General features: G+C 71.0%; 14 protein-coding genes. 5 read left to right on the top strand and 9 right to left on the bottom strand.

Annotation, left to right across the window (positions count from 1 at the left end; all coding sequences use genetic code 11):
* The first annotated feature begins 249 nt into the window (after positions 1 to 249).
* Together DXZ73_RS12785 and dapA are read left to right on the top strand one after the other, a co-directional pair.
* Complete coding sequence (locus DXZ73_RS12785; RefSeq protein WP_116211116.1) at positions 250 to 2,079, top strand: endonuclease/exonuclease/phosphatase family protein; 1,830 nt, start codon at positions 250 to 252, stop codon at positions 2,077 to 2,079.
* A 96-nt stretch (positions 2,080 to 2,175) separates the two neighbouring features.
* Positions 2,176 to 3,069: a 4-hydroxy-tetrahydrodipicolinate synthase gene (dapA, locus tag DXZ73_RS12790; RefSeq protein WP_116211117.1), complete on the top strand. Its 894-nt coding sequence runs from the start codon at positions 2,176 to 2,178 to the stop codon at positions 3,067 to 3,069.
* Positions 3,070 to 3,136: 67 nt separating this feature from the next.
* Here dapA and dapD read toward each other — a convergent pair whose 3' ends face one another.
* The gene (gene dapD, locus DXZ73_RS12795) at positions 3,137 to 4,126 is read right to left on the bottom strand and encodes a 2,3,4,5-tetrahydropyridine-2,6-dicarboxylate N-succinyltransferase (RefSeq protein ID WP_116211118.1); all 990 of its coding nucleotides are present in this window, start codon (positions 4,124 to 4,126) and stop codon (positions 3,137 to 3,139) included.
* Positions 4,127 to 4,297: 171 nt separating this feature from the next.
* Here dapD and DXZ73_RS12800 point away from each other — a divergent pair, with 171 nt between their 5' ends.
* Both DXZ73_RS12800 and DXZ73_RS12805 read left to right on the top strand, forming a co-directional pair.
* Positions 4,298 to 4,978 carry a DUF6445 family protein gene (locus tag DXZ73_RS12800; protein ID WP_116215587.1) on the top strand — a complete coding sequence of 227 codons (681 nt, stop codon included), beginning with the start codon at positions 4,298 to 4,300 and terminating at the stop codon, positions 4,976 to 4,978.
* Positions 4,979 to 5,025: 47 nt separating this feature from the next.
* On the top strand, positions 5,026 to 6,030 hold the full coding sequence (locus DXZ73_RS12805; RefSeq protein ID WP_116211119.1) for an agmatine deiminase family protein: 1,005 nt from the start codon (positions 5,026 to 5,028) through the stop codon (positions 6,028 to 6,030).
* A 36-nt stretch (positions 6,031 to 6,066) separates the two neighbouring features.
* Here DXZ73_RS12805 and DXZ73_RS12810 read toward each other — a convergent pair whose 3' ends face one another.
* The 8 genes from DXZ73_RS12810 to DXZ73_RS12845 form a co-directional block, all read right to left on the bottom strand.
* Complete coding sequence (locus DXZ73_RS12810; RefSeq protein ID WP_116211120.1) at positions 6,067 to 6,405, bottom strand: metal-sulfur cluster assembly factor; 339 nt, start codon at positions 6,403 to 6,405, stop codon at positions 6,067 to 6,069.
* Positions 6,402 to 6,857 carry a Fe-S cluster assembly sulfur transfer protein SufU gene (gene sufU / locus DXZ73_RS12815; protein WP_116211121.1) on the bottom strand — a complete coding sequence of 152 codons (456 nt, stop codon included), beginning with the start codon at positions 6,855 to 6,857 and terminating at the stop codon, positions 6,402 to 6,404. The genes DXZ73_RS12810 and sufU overlap by 4 nt, the downstream gene beginning before the upstream one ends.
* 20 nt (positions 6,858 to 6,877) lie before the next feature.
* Positions 6,878 to 8,134, bottom strand: coding sequence for a cysteine desulfurase (locus DXZ73_RS12820; protein WP_116211122.1), 1,257 nt, complete (start codon positions 8,132 to 8,134; stop codon positions 6,878 to 6,880).
* Positions 8,131 to 8,898 carry a Fe-S cluster assembly ATPase SufC gene (gene sufC, locus DXZ73_RS12825; protein WP_116211123.1) on the bottom strand — a complete coding sequence of 256 codons (768 nt, stop codon included), beginning with the start codon at positions 8,896 to 8,898 and terminating at the stop codon, positions 8,131 to 8,133. The genes DXZ73_RS12820 and sufC overlap by 4 nt, the downstream gene beginning before the upstream one ends.
* A gap of 7 nt (positions 8,899 to 8,905) precedes the next feature.
* Positions 8,906 to 9,232: a bifunctional 3-phenylpropionate/cinnamic acid dioxygenase ferredoxin subunit gene (locus tag DXZ73_RS12830; protein ID WP_116211124.1), complete on the bottom strand. Its 327-nt coding sequence runs from the start codon at positions 9,230 to 9,232 to the stop codon at positions 8,906 to 8,908.
* Positions 9,229 to 10,410: a Fe-S cluster assembly protein SufD gene (gene sufD, locus DXZ73_RS12835; protein WP_116211125.1), complete on the bottom strand. Its 1,182-nt coding sequence runs from the start codon at positions 10,408 to 10,410 to the stop codon at positions 9,229 to 9,231. Before sufD ends, DXZ73_RS12830 begins: the two co-directional genes overlap by 4 nt.
* Before the next feature lie 65 nt (positions 10,411 to 10,475).
* A complete protein-coding gene (sufB, locus tag DXZ73_RS12840) occupies positions 10,476 to 11,897 on the bottom strand; it encodes a Fe-S cluster assembly protein SufB (protein WP_116211126.1) in 1,422 nt (473 codons plus the stop codon).
* The gene (locus tag DXZ73_RS12845) at positions 11,894 to 12,703 is read right to left on the bottom strand and encodes a helix-turn-helix transcriptional regulator (RefSeq protein ID WP_116211127.1); all 810 of its coding nucleotides are present in this window, start codon (positions 12,701 to 12,703) and stop codon (positions 11,894 to 11,896) included. The genes sufB and DXZ73_RS12845 overlap by 4 nt, the downstream gene beginning before the upstream one ends.
* A 211-nt stretch (positions 12,704 to 12,914) precedes the next feature.
* On the opposite strand from DXZ73_RS12845, the gene DXZ73_RS12850 reads away from it, so the two are divergent.
* On the top strand, positions 12,915 to 13,886 hold the full coding sequence (locus tag DXZ73_RS12850) for an ABC transporter ATP-binding protein (RefSeq protein ID WP_116211128.1): 972 nt from the start codon (positions 12,915 to 12,917) through the stop codon (positions 13,884 to 13,886).
* Positions 13,887 to 13,979 lie beyond the last annotated feature (93 nt).

Genomic DNA, 13,979 nt, shown 5'->3' on the forward strand with positions numbered 1-13,979 from the left:
CTCCTCGTCGTGACGGCCGCGCCGCGGTCGGTGGGGCGCGCGATGCCCAAGCGTAGACGGGTTTTCCCCGGCACCGCCCGGTTCACCGGACCGTCGGCCGCCGTATGCCCGCGGAACCTTGACAACTGCCCTGGCCACACAAGAGATTGACGCGCGTAGATCCGTCCGGCCCGGCCGGACGCCCCCGGTGGCACGTCTTCCGCTTCACCCGTGCCGCCCTCCTGTCCCTCTTCCCCACCGGAGGCCCCTGTGCCCACTCGCCGCCCCCTGCGCAGACCCGCGACCGTCGGCTCCGTCGTCGCCGCCGCGCTCGCCGCCGGACTGCTCGTCGCCCCGCAGTCCGCGAGCGCCGCGGAGGTCCGCATCCACGACATCCAGGGCACCACGCGGATATCCCCGCTCGCCGGCCACCAGGTGACCGGGGTGCCGGGCGTCGTCACGGCCGTACGCGCCTTCGGGCCGGCGCGCGGCTTCTGGTACCAGGACCCGCACCCCGACGCCGACCCCCGGACCAGCGAGGGGATCTTCGTCTTCACCGGCTCGGCCACGCCGGACGTCAAGGCCGGTGACGCGGTGCTCGTCTCGGGCACCGTCACGGAGTACTACCCCGGCGGCGAGGCCGCGGGCCTCCAGTCGGTCACCGAGCTCACCAAGGCCACGTGGACCGTGCGGTCCTCCGGCAACGCCCTGCCCGCCGCCGTCGTGCTGAACCCCTCGACGCTCCCGGCCCGGTACGCGCCCGACGCCCGCGGGGGGTCCGTCGAGAAGCTGCCGCTGAAGCCGGGCACGTACGCCCTGGACCGCTTCGAGTCGCTGGAGGGCATGCGGGTCTCGGTCCAGGACGCGCCCGTCGTCGGCGCGACCGGCGCGCACAAGGACCTGTGGGTCACGGCCGCGCCCCGGCACGACCGCACCGCGCGCGGCGGCACCCTCTACGGCTCCTACCGCGACCCCAACTCCGGCCGGGTGAAGGTGGCTTCGCTCGTCCCGTACGCACAGCGCCCCTTCCCGGTCGCGAACGTCGGCGACGTGCTGACGGGCACCACCGCCGGGCCGCTGGACTACGACAACTTCGGCGGCTACACCCTTCAGGCGACCGAGCTCGGGGCGCTCGCCGACAAGGGGCTGAAGCGCGAGACGACCCGCAAGCAGAAGCGCGACGAGCTGGCCGTCGCCACGTACAACGTCGAGAACCTCTCCCCCCGGACGCCGCAGGCGAAGTTCGACCGCCTGGCGTCGGCGCTCGTGACCAACCTCGCGTCGCCCGACATCGTCGCCCTGGAAGAGGTCCAGGACGACAACGGCACGACGGACGACGGGGTCGTGGACGCCGGGCAGACGCTGAAGAAGCTGACGGACGCGATCGCGGCGGCGGGCGGACCGGCCTACCGGTGGCGCCAGATCAACCCGGTCAATGACCAGGACGGCGGGCAGCCGGGCGGCAACATCCGCACCGCCTTCCTCTTCAACCCCGCGCGCGTCTCCTTCGACGACCTTCCCGGTGGCGACTCCACCACCGCGGTCAAGGCCGTGCGCGAGGGCGGCAGGGCGGCGCTCTCCGCCTCCCCCGGCCGGGTCGCGCCCACGGACGCGGCCTGGAAGAACAGCCGCAAGCCGCTGGCCGGGCAGTTCACCTTCCAGGGGCAGCGCGTCTTCGTCGTCGCCAACCACTTCAACTCCAAGGGCGGCGACCAGGGTCTCGACAGCCGCTTCCAGCCGCCGGCCCGCACGTCGGAGGTGCAGCGGACGGAGCAGGCGAAGCTCGTCAACGGCTTCGTCAAGCAGCTCCTGGCGGCCGACAGGCGCGCGAACGTGATCGTCGCGGGCGACCTCAACGACTACCAGTTCTCCCCCGCGCTGGGGGCCCTCACCGCGGGCGGCGCCCTCACCGACCAGGTCACCGAGCTGCCCCGCAAGGAGCGCTACGGCTATGTCTTCCAGGGCAACTCCCAGGTCCTGGACCACATCCTGACGAGCCGTCATGTGAGCCGCACGGAGTACGACATCGTGCACATCAACGCGGAATTCGCGGACCAGGCGAGCGACCACGACCCGCAGGTGCTGCGCTGGAAGCCGTAGCGCCTCTTAGGGGTTGCGGCGAGAACATTTAAATAGACCTGTACGGCCGAAGGGGCCAGACTCCCGGGGACAGCACCAGTACCGGAGAGTGACACGATGCCCACCAGCCCCTTCGGCCGTACCGTCTGCGCGATGGTGACCCCCTTCACCGAGGACGGCTGTCTCGACCTCGACGGCGCGCAGCGCCTCACCGCCCACCTCGTCGAGTCGGGCGGCTGCGACGGCCTGGTGCTCAACGGGACGACGGGCGAGTCCCCGACGACCTCGGACGAGGAGAAGAGCGCGCTGGTGCGGGCCGTGTCCGAGGCGGTCGGTGACCGGGCGCGGATCACGGCGGGCGTGGGGTCGGCCGACACCCGGCACACGGTCGCCCTGGCGCGGGCGGCGGAGGCGGCCGGGGCTCACGGGGTGCTGGCGGTGACGCCGTACTACAGCCGGCCGCCGCAGGAGGACATCGCGGAGCACTTCCGCACCGTCGCGGACGCGGTCGGGGTGCCGGTGATGCTCTACGACATCCCGGGGCGAACGGGCACCCGGATCGAGGCCGACACCATGCTGCGGCTCGCGGAGCACCCGCGGATCGCCGGGGTCAAGGACTGCGCTTACGACCTGCTCGGCAGCTCGAAGGTGATCGCCGGGAGCGGGCTCGCCTACTACTCAGGCGTGGAGGAGCTGAACCTTCCGCTGCGCGCGGTCGGCGCCGTCGGCTACGTCAGCACGGTCGCCAACGTCGCGGGCCCCGCGGTGGCGGCGGTCCTGGACGCGTTCGACCGCGGCGCGACGGCGGAGGCGACCCGGCACCACCAGCGCGTGCTGCCGCTGGTCGAGCTGATGATGGCCCGCGGCCTGCCGGGCACGGTCACGGCGAAGGCACTGCTGAACGCCCTGGCGCTCCCGGGAGGGCCGGTCCGGGCGCCGCTGCGGGCGGCGGGGGCGGAGCGGGTGCGAGAGCTGCTGACCGCGCACAGGGGTGCGACCGGCCGCTCCTGATCCACCCGCGACGGCCGGGGCGGTGGCACCGCGGACCGACCCGCCGCACCACCGCCCGCCCGCGACATCAGTTGTGGCTGTGCAGCGCCTCGTTCAGACCGCCCCAGGAGCCGGAGCGCGGCAGGGCCTCGACCCGGCCCGAGGTGGAGTTGCGGCGGAAGAGGAGGTTGTCGGCGCCGGAGAGGTCCAGCGCCTTGACGACCTCGCCGTCCGGCAGCGTCACGCGCGTGCCCGCGGTGACGTACAGACCGGCCTCGACGATGCAGTCGTCGCCCAGCGCGATGCCGATGCCGGCCTCGGCGCCGAGCAGGCAGCGCTCGCCGATGGAGATGATCTGCTTGCCGCCGCCGGACAGGGTGCCCATGATCGACGCGCCGCCGCCGATGTCGGTGCCGTCGCCGACGACGACGCCCGCGCTGATCCGGCCCTCGACCATGGACGTGCCGAGCGTGCCGGCGTTGAAGTTGACGAAGCCCTCGTGCATGACGGTGGTGCCCGGCGCGAGGTGCGCGCCGAGGCGGGCCCGGTCGGCGTCGGCGATCCGGATGCCGGAGGGGGCGACGTAGTCGGTCATGCGCGGGAACTTGTCGATGCTGGTCACCTGGAGGTGCAGGCCCTCGGCGCGCGCGTTCAGGCGGACCTTCTCGACCTGGTCGACGGCGACGGGGCCGAGCGAGGTCCAGGCGACGTTCGCGAGCAGGCCGAAGATGCCGTCCAGGTTCTGGCCGTGCGGCTTGACCAGGCGGTGGGACAGCAGGTGCAGACGGAGGTAGGCGTCGTGCGCGTCGAGCGGCTTGGCGTCCAGCGAGGCGATGACCGTACGGACGGCGACGACCTCGACGCCGCGGCGCGGGTCGGGGCCGAGCGCCTTGAGGGCGCCCTCGCCCAGCAGCTCCGCGGCACGCTCGGCGGTCAGCCGCTCGGTCCCGGCCGGGCCGGGCTCGGTGACCAGCTCGGGGGCCGGGAACCAGGTGTCGAGGACGGTGCCGTCCTCGGTGATCGTGGCGAGGCCGGCGGCGACGGCGCCGGTGGTACGGGAAGCTACTGCATCGGTCATGGTCGAAAGCTAACCGGACACAGCCGCTCAATGCGAACCGTCCCCGCCGACGATCACCGAGGGGTGCGCACCCGCCGTGGCGGCGCCGTCACCCACCGGCGGGCCGAGTTGGGTCATTGTTGACCAAATCCCAGGCGAACGCTGGCAGTTGTCGACCGTATGGTCTGCCGCATGTCCCCCGACCCCACACGGAGACCGGCCCTGCCGGTCCTTCCCTATCGCAAACCCACCCCCGGCCGGGACTACTGGGTGCTGGACGACGTGCTGCCCGGCGTGGACGCCGTGCGGGAGCGCTGCCTCGCCAAGGACGACTGGGTCGAGGGGTATCCGCACAAGCCCGAGAGCTGGCCCGGGCTGCGCACCATGCCGGGGCTGGAGCCGGACGAGCTGGAGCGCGTGGAGCGGCTGGTGCGCAAGGCGACCGGCGCGCGGCGCGTCTGGCGGGAGACCGCGCCCGGCGGCGGGACGCTGAACCACAACTGCGTCCAGGTCGTCGGCGAGGGCGAGTCCGAGCCCCGCCCGCACACCGACTCGCGCTCGCTGTGCCGGTACGCCGCGGTGCTCTACCTCAACCCCCACGTGCCCAAGGACTGCGGGACCAGCTTCTACCGGCAGCAGCTGCCCGGCGGCAGGCTCGGCGGCAACATGGTGACGGCGCCGCACAACAACATGGTCGACGCCCTGGGCACCCGGTTCGTCCCGCCGGACTCCTTCACCGAGGACGTCCGCATCCCGCACCGGTACAACCGGCTGCTCCTCTACACCGCCAACATGCTGCACAGCGCCACCGGCTACTGGGGCAGCACCCTGGAGGACAAGCGCATGACGGCGGTCTTCTTCTGGATGGCGTGACCCGATGGCGTGATGCCGTCGGAGCCGCCCGCTGGCAGGATGACGGGATGAACCACCTGCCGTCCGAGTCGCTGCCGCACACCCGCACCTTCATGGGCTGGCCACCGGCCGGCTCCGTCTGGGGCCGGTACACCGCGGCCGTGCGGCAGGACGTGGCCGCCATCGCCCGGGTGATCGCGGAGTACGAGCCCGTGGTGCTGCTCGCGGGCCCCGGGGACGAGAAGGGCGCGCGCAAGGCGTGCGGCGGCGCGGTGGAGATCGCCCGCGTGCCCGTGGACGACCTGTGGCTGCGGGACTCCGGCCCGACCTTCGTCATCGGGGCGGACGGCGGGCCCGCCGGTGTCGACTTCCACTTCAACGGCTGGGGCGGCAAGCAGGACCACCCCCGCGACGGCCTGGTCGCCCGGCGCCTGCTGGAGGCCTTCGGCGTGCCCCGGATCGACGCGCCCCTCGTCGCCGAGGGCGGCTCCCTGGAGACCGACGGCGAGGGCACCCTGCTGGTCACCGAGAGCTCGCTGGTCAACGACAACCGCAACCCCGGCCGCTCCCGCGACGACATCGAGAGCACCCTCAAGGAGCTGCTGGGCGTCACCGCGGTGATCTGGCTGGAGGGCGTGCGCGGCGAGGACATCACCGACTGCCACGTCGACGCCCTGGCCCGCTTCGCCGGACCCGGCACCGTGGTCCTCAGCGCCCCGCCCGCCGGGGCGGCGCCCGACCTGTGGAGCCGGGTGCACGACCAGGCCCGTACGGCCCTGGAGAACGCCACCGACGCCCGCGGCCGGTCCCTGGAGATCGTCGACCTCCCCGAGGCCGACCCGGCCGGGCTCGGCGACCGGGGCGAGGACTTCCTCGCCTGCTACGCCAACTACTACGTGACCGGCGGAGCCGTGCTCCTGCCCCGCTTCGGCGACCGCCGCGCCGACGACCGCGCCGCGGCGATCCTGCGCGACCTCCACCCCGGCCGCGACATCCGTGCCGTGGAGATCAACACCCTGGCCGAGGGCGGCGGCGGCATCCACTGCGCCACACAGCAGCAGCCCGCTCCCTGACCGGGTCAGGAAGCGGGCTGCACGGGAACGGCGGTCTCAGACGTTGAAACCGAGCGCCCGGAGCTGCTCGCGGCCCTCGTCCGTGATCTTGTCCGGGCCCCACGGCGGCATCCAGACCCAGTTGATCCGGAGCTCGTTGACGATGCCCTCGGTGGCCGACTTCGCCTGGTCCTCGATCACATCGGTCAGCGGGCAGGCCGCCGACGTCAGCGTCATGTCGAGGGTGGCGATGTTGGCGTCGTCGACATGAATGCCGTAGATGAGGCCGAGGTTGACGACGTCGATGCCCAGCTCGGGGTCGACGACGTCGTACAGCGCCTCGCGCACCTCCTCCTCGGAGGCCGGCTTCGTCGTCACGTCCACGTTCTCACTCATGCGGTCTTCCCTTCGGACAGCGCCTGCGCCGTCGCGTCCTTCCACGCCATCCAGCTCAGCAGCGCGCACTTCACGCGTGCCGGGTACTTGGAGACACCGGCGAACGCGACCGCGTCCTCCAGCACCTCCTCCATCGCGTCGTCCGGCTCGATCTTGCCCTTGGACTGCATCAGCTCCAGGAAGGTCTCCTGGATCCGGCGGGCCTCGGCGAGCTCCTTGCCGACCAGCAGCTCGTTGAGCACGGAGGCGCTGGCCTGGCTGATGGAGCAGCCCTGGCCCTCGTACGAGACATCTTCAATGGTCTCGCCGGAGAGCCGCACCCGCAGCGTGATCTCGTCGCCGCACGTCGGATTGACGTGGTGCACCTCGGCGTCGCCGGTCCGCAAGCCCCGCCCGTGCGGGTGCTTGTAGTGGTCCAGGATGACGTCCTGGTACATCGAATCAAGCTTCACAGTCAGCAGCCTCGTCCGTGTCAGCCGAAGAAGTTCCGTACGTGCTCCAGGCCCTCGACCAGCGCGTCGACCTCGCCGGGGGTGGAGTACAGATAGAACGACGCTCGCGTGGTCGCGGGAATTCCGTACCGCAGGCAGACAGGCCGCGCGCAGTGGTGTCCCACACGGACCGCGATGCCCTGCTCGTCCAGCACCTGGCCGACATCGTGGGGGTGGATGTCGCCGAGGGTGAAGGAGATCGTCGCCCCGCGGTCCTCGGCCGTGGTGGGGCCGATGATCCGCAGGTCGGGGACCTCCTGGAGCCTGCGCACCGCGTACTCGGTGATCGCGTGCTCGTGGCGGGCGATGTTCTCCATGCCGATCGAGGTGAGGTAGTCCACCGCGGCGCCGAGGCCGACGGCCTGGGCGATCGGGGGCGTGCCGGCCTCGAACTTGTGCGGTGCGGGGGCATAGGTGGAGGAGTGCATCGAGACGGTCTCGATCATCTCGCCGCCGCCGAGGAAGGGCGGCAGGTCCTCGAGGAGTTCCTGGCGGCCCCACAGGACGCCGATGCCGGTGGGCGCGCACATCTTGTGGCCGGTGAAGGCCACGAAGTCGGCCTGGAGGGCCTGGACGTCCAGGGGCATGTGCGGGGCGGCCTGGGAGGCGTCGACGACGACGAGCGCGCCGACCTCCTGGGCACGGCGCACGATCGCCTCGACGGGGTTGACGGTGCCCATGATGTTGGAGACCAGCACGAAGGAGACGACCTTGGTCTTCTCGGTGATGATCTCGTCGATGTTGGACAGGTCGAGGCGGCCGTCGTCGGTGAGGCCGAACCACTTCAGCTTCGCGCCGGTGCGCTGCGAGAGCAGCTGCCACGGCACGATGTTGGAGTGGTGCTCCATCTCGGTGATGACGATCTCGGTGTCGTGGTCCACGCGGTAGGGCTCGTCCGCCCAGCCCAGCATGTTGGCCACGAGGTTGAGCGACTCCGAGGCGTTCTTCGTGAAGATCACCTCGTCGCGGGAGGGCGCGTTGATGAAGGCCGCGACCTTGTCACGGGCGCCCTCGTACAGCGCGGTCGCCTCCTCGGCGATCGTGTACACACCGCGGTGGACGTTGGCGTTGTGGCGCTCGTAGTACTCGTTGAGCGCGTCGAGGACCTGGCGCGGCTTCTGCGAGGTCGCCGCGGAGTCCAGGTACACGATCTTCTTGCCGTCGTGGACCGTGCGGTCCAGGATGGGGAAGTCCTTACGGATCGCCTCGGTGTCGAGGAGCCCCGGCAGTATCGTCACGCGGTTACGCCACCCTTCGTCTGGTAGGCCTCGTAGCCCTCGTTCTCCAGCTTGTCGGCGAGCTCGGCGCCGCCGGACTCCACGATGCGGCCGGCCGAGAAGACGTGGACGAAGTCGGGCTTGATGTAGCGCAGGATGCGCGTGTAGTGCGTGATCAGCAGGGTGCCGACCTCGCCGGTCTCGCGGACGCGGTTGACGCCCTCGGAGACCTGGCGCAGCGCGTCGACGTCGAGGCCGGAGTCGGTCTCGTCGAGGATGGCGATCTTCGGCTTGAGGAGCTCGAGCTGGAGGATCTCGTGGCGCTTCTTCTCACCGCCGGAGAAGCCCTCGTTGACGTTGCGCTCGGCGAAGGCGGGGTCCATGTTGAGGCGCTCCATGGCCCCCTTGACCTCCTTCACCCAGGTGCGCAGCTTGGGGGCCTCGCCGCGGATGGCGGTGGCGGAGGTGCGCAGGAAGTTGGAGACCGAGACACCGGGGACCTCGACCGGGTACTGCATGGCGAGGAAGACACCGGCGCGGGCGCGCTCGTCGACGGACATCTCGAGGACGTCCTCGCCGTCGAGGGTGACGGTGCCACCGGTGATCGTGTACTTCGGGTGACCGGCCAGGGAGTAGGCGAGGGTGGACTTGCCGGAGCCGTTGGGGCCCATGATGGCGTGGGTCTCGCCCTGCTTCACGGTCAGGTCGACGCCGCGCAGGATCTCCCGCGGGCCGTTCTCGGCCTCGACGGAAACGTGCAGGTCGTGGATCTCAAGCGTTGCCATGGGGAACTCAGGACTCCTGGGTGAGGGAGACGAGCACGTCGTCCCCTTCGATCTTGACGGGGTATACGGGGACGGGACGCGTGGCGGGCAGGCCCGAGGGCTTGCCGGTGCGCAGGTCGAAGCTGGAGCCGTGCAGCCAGCACTCGATGGCGCAGTCCTCCACCTCGCCCTCGGAGAGCGAGACGTTCGCGTGGGAGCAGATGTCGTTGATGGCGAACACCTCGCCCTCGGTACGGACGACCGAGACCGGCGTGCCGTCGAGTTCCACCCGCTTCGGGGTGTCCTCCTCCAGCTCGCTCAGGCCGCAGGCGCGTACGAACGTTGCCTCGCTCATGCCACGGACGCTTCCAGCTCGGCCTCGATCTTGGCGATGAGGCGTTCTTCCAGGTCGGGGATGCCGATCTGCTGGACGAGCTCGGCGAAGAAGCCACGGACGACCAGGCGGCGCGCCTCGTCGGCCGGGATGCCGCGGGCCATCAGGTAGAACAGCTGCTCGTCGTCGAAGCGGCCGGTCGCCGAGGCGTGGCCGGCGCCGACGATCTCGCCGGTCTCGATCTCCAGGTTGGGCACCGAGTCGACGCGGGCGCCGTCGGACAGGACGAGGTTGCGGTTGAGCTCGTAGGTGTCCGTGCCCTCGGCGGCGGCGCGGATGAGGACGTCGCCGATCCACACCGCGTGGGCGCCCTCGCCCTGCAGCGCGCCCTTGTACGCCACGTTGGAGCGGCAGTGCGGGGTGTCGTGGTCGACGAAGAGGCGGTGCTCCTGGTGCTGGCCCTTGTCGGTGAAGTACAGGCCGTAGAGCTCGGCCTCGCCGCCGGGGGCACCGTAGACGACCCGGGGGTGGAGGCGGACCAGGTCGCCGCCGAAGGTGACGATCACGGACTTGAACGAGGCGTCCCGGCCGACCAGCGCGGTGTGCTGGGCGGCGTGCACCGCGGTCGCGTCCCAGTCCTGGATGGAGACGACGGTGAGCTTGGCGCCGTCGCCGATCAGGTACTCGACGTTGGCGGCGAGGGTGGCGTCGCCGGTGTGGTCGAGGACCACCATCGCCTCGGCGAAGGCGCCGAGCTCGATCACCTGGTGGCCGAAGGCCACACCGCCCTCACCGTGCACGGAGATGCGGACGGGCTCGGTGAGCACCGTGTCCTTGGGGACCGAGACGACGGAGGCCTTCTCGAAGGAGCTGTACGCCTGGGCGGCCACCCGGTCGACCGGCTTGCCCGCACGGCCCAGACGGGCATCGTCCCGCCCGACCGTCTCCACGGTCACGCCCTCGGGGGCGCTCACCTCGACCTTGACGCCGCCACCGTTCGCCACCGCGGTGCCGTCGTGCAGCCCGCGCAGGCGCGCCAGCGGGGTGAAGCGCCACTCCTCCTCGCGGCCGTGCGGCACGGGGAAGTCCGCGACGTCGTACGAGGCGGGGGCGCTGACCCGGGCGTCGATGGGCTGCTGGGGCCCGCCCACCTGGATGGCGCCGTCGGTCGTGCTGCCGGCGGGAGTGTTGTCAGCCATGGCTGTCGTCGTGCTCTCTTCCTGTCACAAAAAGTCGGGTCGCTGCTGCTGGTGGGGGTGGGCGGTCAGCCGACCGCGCCTTCCATCTGCAGCTCGATCAGCCGGTTGAGCTCCAGCGCGTACTCCATCGGCAGCTCCCGGGCGATCGGCTCGACGAAGCCGCGCACGATCATCGCCATCGCCTCGAACTCGGTCAGACCGCGGCTCATCAGGTAGAAGAGCTGGTCGTCGCTGACCTTGGAGACGGTCGCCTCGTGGCCCATGGAGACGTCGTCCTCGCGGACGTCGACGTAGGGGTAGGTGTCCGACCGGGAGATGGTGTCCACCAGCAGGGCGTCGCAGAGCACGTTCGACTTGGAGCCGTGGGCGCCCTCGCCGATCTCGATCAGGCCGCGGTAGGAGGTGCGGCCGCCGCCTCGCGCCACCGACTTGGAGACGATGTTGGAGGAGGTGTTCGGCGCCATGTGGACCATCTTCGCGCCGGCGTCCTGGTGCTGGCCCTCGCCGGAGAAGGCGATGGAGAGGGTCTCGCCCTTGGCGTGCTCGCCCATCAGGTAGACGGCCGGGTACTTCATGGTCACCTTGGAGCCGATGTTGCCGTCGACCCACTCCATGGTCGCGCCCTCATAGGCCACGGCCCGCTTGGTGACCAGGTTGTAGACGTTGTTCGACCAGTTCTGGATCGTCGTGTAGCGGCAGCGGCCGCCCTTCTTCACGATGATCTCGACCACGGCGCTGTGCAGCGAGTCCGAGGAGTAGATCGGGGCGGTGCAGCCCTCGACGTAGTGCACATAGGCGTTCTCGTCGACGATGATCAGCGTCCGCTCGAACTGGCCCATGTTCTCCGTGTTGATACGGAAGTAGGCCTGGAGCGGGATGTCGACGTGGACGCCCGGCGGGACGTAGATGAACGAGCCACCCGACCACACGGCGGTGTTCAGCGAGGCGAACTTGTTGTCGCCGACGGGGATCACCGTGCCGAAGTACTCCTGGAAGATCTCCGGGTGCTCCTTCAGCGCCGTGTCGGTGTCCAGGAAGAGAACGCCCTGCTCCTCCAGGTCCTCGCGGATCTGGTGGTAGACGACCTCCGACTCGTACTGCGCGGCGACACCGGCGACCAGGCGCTGCTTCTCCGCCTCCGGGATGCCCAGCTTGTCGTAGGTGTTCTTGATGTCCGCGGGCAGGTCCTCCCAGGAAGCGGCCTGCTTCTCGGTGGAACGCACGAAGTACTTGATGTTGTCGAAGTCGATGCCCGAGAGGTCGGAGCCCCAGGTCGGCATGGGCTTCTTCTCGAAGAGCTTCAGGCCCTTCAGACGCAGCTTGAGCATCCACTCCGGCTCGGACTTCTTCGCCGAGATGTCGCGGACGACCTCCTCGGAGAGGCCGCGCTTGGCCGTGGCACCGGCCACGTCGGAGTCGGCCCAGCCGTACTCGTACGTGCCCAGGCCTTCGAGCTCAGGGTGGGCAGTCTCCGTGGGGAGAGTCATGCGGGGTTCCTCCCGGCCGTGCTGGCGGATGCTGTGGTGGTCTTGGTGGTGCGCCGCGGTTTGCTGCGCGGGATGAACGTCGTGCACACACCGTCGCCGTGGGCGATGGTGGCAAGACGCTGCACATGCGTCCCGAGCAGGCGGGAGAAGACCTCGGTCTCCGCCTCGCACAGCTGCGGGAACTGCTCGGCGACATGGGCGACCGGGCAGTGGTGCTGGCAAAGCTGTTCGCCGACCGGCGCGCTACGCGCCGTAGCAGCGTACCCGTCTTCGGTCAATGCCCTGGCAAGGGCCTCCGTGCGGGACTCGGGGGCGACGGCCTCCAGGGCCTCGCGATAGCCCTCGGCCTGTGCGGCCATCCGGGCACGGGCGAAGGCCGCGACCGCGGCCTCGCCCATCTCGCCCCCGCCGGCGGCCTGCGCGATCCAGCGCAGGGCGTCACCGGCCAGCTTGTCGTAGGCCTGGTCGAAGGCGTCACGGCCGCAGTCGGTGAGCGCGAACGCCTTCGCGGGGCGGCCGCGCGTGCGCGCGCCGTAGACCCGCTTCTCGCGGGGCTCGACGACGCCCTCGGCGACGAGGGTGTCGAGGTGGCGGCGGACCGCGGCCTGGGTCAGCTCCAGGCGCAGGGCCAGCTCGGCCGCGGTGGACGGACCGTGGTCGAGGATGGACCTGGCGACGCGGTTACGGGTGCCGCGCTGCTCGTCGTGGACGCGCTCCTCGTCGCGCGCGGGCACCGGAGCAGGCGCGTGGGCCCCGGCGGCCGACTGGGCCGTGGGGTCCTGCGGAGCCTCGCTCGCGTATTTCACAACACCATTGTTGCGTAATTACCGGGAGACGGACAAGCCTCGCCCCGGCCGCCCGTCGGTGGCCTCGATCACTAAGGGTCACCTAACCGCCACTGCCAAGATCACCTGCGAAGATCGTCCGCCGGGCCACGGCCGAGATCGTCCGAAAGTCCGGGAAGTCCCGCACCCCCGGGGCGGTCCGGGGCGCCGCGGGGTTCGTAGACTTCCCGCCATGCGCAGCGTCTTCCCGGGGGACAGCCCGGCCGTCCCCCCGCCCCCCGGCCGTGAGCCCGCGGTCGAGGTCCGCGGGCTGGTGAAGCGGTACGGGGCGAAAACCGCCGTCGACGGCCTCGACCTGTCCGTCGCCCGCGGCTCCCTCACCGCCGTGCTCGGCCCCAACGGGGCGGGCAAGACGACCACCGTCGAGACCTGCGAGGGCTACCGCCGGCCCGACGCGGGCTCCGTCCGGGTGCTCGGGCTCGACCCGGTCGCCGACGCGGCCGCACTGCGCCCGCGGATCGGCGTGATGCTCCAGAGCGGGGGCGTCTACGCGGGTGCCCGCGCGGACGAGATGCTGCGGCACACCGCCTCCCTGCACGCCCACCCCCTCGACGTCGGCATGCTGATCGAGCGGCTCGGCCTGGAGAGCTGCGGGCGCACCGCCTACCGGCGGCTGTCCGGCGGGCAGCAGCAGCGCCTCTCCCTCGCGATGGCCGTCGTCGGCCGGCCCGAGCTGGTCTTCCTCGACGAGCCGACGGCCGGTCTCGACCCGCAGGCCCGGCACGCGACCTGGGACCTGGTGCGCGAGCTGCGCCAGGACGGCGTCACCGTCGTCCTGACCACGCACTACATGGACGAGGCCGAGACCCTGGCGGACGACGTCGCCATCATCGACAGCGGCAAGGTCATCGCCCAGGGCAGCCCCGAGGAGCTGTGCCGCGGCGGCGCCGAGAACACGCTCCGCTTCAGCGGCCGCCCCGCGCTCGACCTCGCCTCGCTCCTCAAGGCACTGCCCGCCGACTCCGCCGCGGTGGAGCTGACACCCGGCACGTACCGGGTCAGCGGCAAGATCGACCCCCAGCTGCTGGCGACGGTCACCATATGGTGCGCGCAGCACGGGGTCATGCCGGACCGCATAGCGGTGGAGCGGCACACGCTGGAGGACGTCTTTTTGGAGCTGACCGGCAAGGAGCTGCGGGCATGAGGGGTTACGCACAGACCGGCCGGGGGTCCGGCCCGCGGCACAGCCGCAATGGGGCACAGCGCCCCCCGGAGGACAACAGCTTGGAGCTGACCG

Origin of the sequence: Streptoverticillium olivoreticuli subsp. olivoreticuli, from assembly GCF_003391135.1 — a bacterium.
GTDB lineage: Bacteria > Actinomycetota > Actinomycetes > Streptomycetales > Streptomycetaceae > Streptomyces > Streptomyces blastmyceticus.